This is a genomic window from Algibacter sp. (assembly GCF_049667265.1).
Lineage (GTDB): Bacteria > Bacteroidota > Bacteroidia > Flavobacteriales > Flavobacteriaceae > Algibacter_B.
Map to the genome: position 1 here is coordinate 1 of NZ_JBATHX010000244.1, position 4,957 is coordinate 4,957.

At 34.8% G+C, this 4,957-nt stretch carries 2 protein-coding genes and 2 pseudogenes; 3 read left to right on the forward strand and 1 reads right to left on the reverse strand.

Translation table 11 applies throughout. From position 1 onward, the window contains the following. A partial coding sequence (locus WBN21_RS09175; RefSeq protein WP_424199566.1) for a T9SS type B sorting domain-containing protein occupies positions 1 to 355 on the forward strand: 355 nt, incomplete at its 5' end. Between the two features lie 41 nt (positions 356 to 396). On the opposite strand, the pseudogene WBN21_RS09180 reads toward WBN21_RS09175, so the two are convergent. Beyond that, positions 397 to 1,966, reverse strand: a pseudogene (locus tag WBN21_RS09180) (penicillin-binding protein 1C); the annotation flags it as partial. A gap of 241 nt (positions 1,967 to 2,207) precedes the next feature. Between WBN21_RS09180 and WBN21_RS09185 the strand changes: the two are divergent. Further along, positions 2,208 to 4,496, forward strand: a complete 2,289-nt coding sequence (locus tag WBN21_RS09185; protein WP_424199568.1) for a T9SS type B sorting domain-containing protein — start codon at positions 2,208 to 2,210, stop codon at positions 4,494 to 4,496. Between the two features lie 94 nt (positions 4,497 to 4,590). After that, positions 4,591 to 4,957 (forward strand): annotated as a pseudogene (locus WBN21_RS09190) (hypothetical protein); the annotation flags it as partial.

A 4,957-nucleotide genomic window follows, 5' to 3' on the forward strand; every position in this document is an offset into this window, starting at 1 on the left:
TTTTCAACAGAGTAATATATTTTCAGCTATAGGTGGTTTATATACCGTGTTTGTTAGAGAAAGAAATTGTCTAGATGCAGTTAGCGTGCAACATTTACATTTCTATATCCCTAAATTTTTCACGCCAGATAACGATGGAAAAAATGATACTTTTGATTTAGCTGGGATTGAATTCTATAATTCATCAGAAGTTTCAATTTTTGATCGTTATGGGAAATTGTTGAAATTTACAAGAAACAATGCCTTGTCATGGGATGGTACGTTTAATAATCAAAACTTACCGACAAACGATTATTGGTATGTTATCATTATTGAAGGACAAAAATTCACAGGGCATGTTAGTTTGAAACGTTAATTAGAAATCTCAAATGTGCGTTTTGATTCATTTCCAAACCCATCAAAAAACTCCCAACTTTTATCACTTTCTGGTCGGTTTACTTCTTTTAAACTTTCATATGTCAAATAGATTGAGGCGGCATCAAAAAGTGTATTGTCAGTTGTTTTATTTCCAAAATCAATTCTTTCAGAAGCCAAAAAAGTAGGTTCGCAAAATTCATTTGAAAAATACTGACTAGAATTTTCAGAAAAATGATTTAGTGTTGAAGATAGCGCTGCATAACTTTTACATAAATCCCAAAGATTGCTTTCTGCACCACCTAAAACTAACGATAATCCGTAATGATTGGCGTTGTATTTTAAGTCTTTAAGTTCAAGTTGTTTTAAATAATGGTAAAATCTATCTAAACCAAATTCTTGTAACATTCTAACGGCAGGAACGTTCAAAGACCTTGATAAAGCGCGGCTTGCAGGCACAGCACCATCATAAGTTTTGTTGTAATTTTCAGGATTGTAACTTCCAAATTGGGTGGGCACATCGGCAACAAGCGTGTTGGGAAGTAAATCGCCAGCATCCAACATGGAAGCATATAAAAAAGGTTTTAAAATACTGCCAGTACTTCTGGGTTTATCAATAATATCTACATCTTTTTGATGGGCTTTATCGGTAGGTGTATTGCCAACATAGGCTAAAACCCGTCTTGTTTTTACATCCAAAACCAAAACAGCAGCGTTATGAATTTCATTTTGGCTAAGTTGATTATAATGCGTTTTTACAAGGTAATTTACGCGCTCTTGAAGTTTGGTGTTTACTGTTGTTTGAATGCGTTTGCCATAATATTTTTGAGCTACTTTTTGTAATAAATGAGGTGCCATTTGAGGCAAAGGATAAGGTTTTTGTGGCAAACCTTCAGCAATTGCAAGTTGATAAGTTAGTGAATCAATAATCAAATTGCCTAGTAATTTTTTAAGAAGTCGATTTCGTTTTACAAGTAACCGTTCTTGGTTTTTTCCTGGATAAATTAAACTTGGGGCATTTGGCAAAACCGCTAATGTGACACTTTCTATCCAAGATAAATTGTTAGGATTTCTATTAAAATAGCGCCAAGAAGCCGCATCAAGCCCAACCACATTTCCCCCCGAAAGGGGCATTACTAGAATAAAACGCTAAAATCTCATCTTTTGAACTTCGAATTTCTAAGCCTGTTGCTAGAATAATTTCCTTTACTTTTTCAAAATACGTGCGCTTTTGTCCTTTTCGAGAAAGTCGAATAACTTGTTGTGTTAACGCACTACCACCACGTTTAATGCCTCCAGATTTTAAATTCCCACGTAAGGCTTTAAAAATAGAAATGGGATTAAACCCAGGATGATTATAAAAATATTCATCTTCAAACTGAATAATACAAGTTCTGAATTTTTCTGGAATGGAATCGTTATGCGGAAATCGCCATTGTCCATCTTTTGCTATATGCGCGCCTAATAATTGGTGATTTGAACCTGTAATTACGGTTGCCGTTGGATCCTTAAAGAGTTGTTTTGGTAAGCAAAAAACATAAACAATTAGTAGTATCGCAATAATTGCAGATTTAATTTTATGTTTTTTTATGTAGTTTATAATGATACTCACTAAAAATATATACTCTGAGCGTTAATGTTTAGACTTGTTTTAAGATATTTTTATGAATTAATTTATCCCAGATTAATGATCTTTAATTCGCATATTTTCAATAAATAATAACAATTACGTTAATTTATGCTTGGTTTAGGGTAAAACTAGAATAATTAATTACATAAACTTTTGGTAATATAGCCTTCTGTAAATGTCATAAATAAAATTTATTCTGTACTCACTTATTAAAAATAAATTCTTGCTAGCATCAATTGCTCTTATGTTTACCATAAAAGCTAGTGCGCAATTAGGGTTTTGTGGAGGTAATTCGGGAGATCCAATTTTTACAGAAAATTTTGGTACAGCACCAAGTTCTGCTACACAGCATGTAACATTGCCTGCACCAGGAACTACTAATTACACATTTTTGGGAACTACCGTTTTTGGAGACGGGAAGTACACAGTAACTAATTTGAATTATCAACAATGGAATTGGTTTAATGTAGAAGACCATACCGTTGCTGACGTTAATGGAAGAATGTTAATAGTAAATGCTAGTTTTACTAAAGGGGAGTTTTTTAGGTTGCCTGTTACAGGGCTTTGCGAAAACACCACTTATGAGTTTTCTTCTTGGGTACTCAATCTAACACCGCGAGACGATCTTAATGCTGGTAGCCTACCTAACCCTTGTAATGTTAGATTTGAAATTTGGGATAGCACAGATACAACACTTCTTAAATCTGGAGATACAGGCGATTTTTTTGGAAGCTTGCTTGGCGAAACTGGAGAATGGCTTAATTATGGCCTTGTTTTTCAAACCCAACCAGGACAAACTTCTGTAATTTTAAAAATGGTTAATAATGGTATTGGTGGTTATGGAAATGATTTAGCTATTGACGATATTGTTTTTAAAAGTTGTGGAGATAGTATAGCCGTTTCAGATGGAACAAATAGCAATGTTAGTCTTTGCAGTTCTCTAACACCATATTCAAGCACCTTATCTGCTATTCCAGATAATAGTGTATTTAGTTCGCATTTTTATCAATGGCAGATAAGTACCGATGGATTAATTTGGACTGATTTAGTTGGAGAAACAAATTCAACTATTACTCTTTCTGGTATTACTTTAACCACCTATTACAGAGCAAAGGTCGCAGAATCTGCAACTAATTTAAACAACTCACTTTGTAATACACTATCAGATGTATTTCAAATAGATATTACCCAGGCACCTTCTCAACCTACAATCGAATGTTGGGAAACTGCAACGTTTAATGATACAACATGTAGTTGGACTGTTACTGGCTCGCAACCCGCTCAGCCCACATTAGAATGTTGGGAAACCGTTTCATTTAATAACACAACCTGTTTATGGGAAGTATCAGGAACACAACCTGCACAGCCAACTATAGATTGTTGGGAAACTGCCACGTTTAACAATGCTTCTTGTAGTTGGGATGTTACTGGCACACAACCCGCTCAGCCCACAATAGAATGTTGGGAAACCGTTTTATTTAATAACACAACTTGTTCATGGGATGTAGCAGAAACACAACCTGCACAGCCAACTATAGATTGTTGGGAAACCGCCACGTTTAACAATGCTTCTTGTAGTTGGGATGTTACTGGCACACAACCCGCTCAGCCCACAATAGAATGTTGGGAAACCGTTTTATTTAATAACACAACTTGTTCATGGGAAGTATCAGGAACACAGCCTACTCAGCCTACTATAGATTGTTGGGAGACAGTAATATTTAATAACTCTAGTTGTAGTTGGGATGTTTCTGGCACACAACCGGCTCAACCTTTATTAGAGTGTTGGGAGACTGCAATATTTAATGATACAACATGTGTTTGGGATGTTACTGGAACACAGCCAGGAGCAGAATTTAATGAAGAAATTGTTATCTGTAATGGTGAAACACCATTGTTAGAGGCTAACACCAATATATTAAACCCGGTTTTTCAATGGGAAGGAGGTGAAATATCTCAATCTATTGTAATAAGTGCCCCTGGGGTTTATTCAGTAGATGTATCGAGTTCAACAACTTGCGATTTTGAAACTAGAAACTTTGTGGTTGTTCTAGTTGATAACCCGATTATTGACACTATAATACCCGATGGGAATAATATTATAGTTAACACGTCAAATACTGGAGAATTTGAATATTCGATAGATGGAGTCAATTTTCAATCAAGTAATACATTTATAAATGTTGAAGGAGGTTTGTATACGATTTCGGCGAAGCATGTAAACTGTCCTGACATAGATACAACCCAATACTTACATTTTTTTATTCCTAAGTTTTTTACACCTAATGGGGATACTATAAACGACACTTTTGATTTAAAAGGCATTGAGTTTTACAGTTATTCTCAAGTATCAATCTTCGACAGGTATGGAAAACTTTTAAAAAGTGGCGTAAACACAACGCTACAATGGGATGGAACCTATCACGGGCAACTTTTACCAACCGGCGATTATTGGTATATAATTATTATAGACAACCAAAAATATACCGGTCATTTTACCCTTAAACGATAGTCAAATTACCATTAAATCTATTTATTTAATATACTATTGAATTTTATTTTACTAATATAGCTTTTGCAATGATTTAGTAATTAAATAAAATCAATTGAAAATTAAATTACAGGTACTATTAATATCACTTGTTTTAATCTTTTTGTGCTCATTAAAAGCCACAGCACAATTAGGGTTTTGTTCTGGTAATTCTGGCGACCCTATTTTTACCGAAACTTTTGGTGTGGGAGCAACAATTCCATTGCCAGCAGGAACAACTTCATACTCATACACAACAGGAGCTCCTAACGATGGATTTTACAATGTTTCAAGTAACACCAACTGGTTTGGTTGGCATGATATAGTTGATCATACAACAGGAGATACTAACGGCAGAATGTTAGTGATAAATGCCGATTTCACTTCTGGCGAATTTTACCAAACAGCTGTAAGCGGTCTTTGTGAAAATACCACTTATGAGT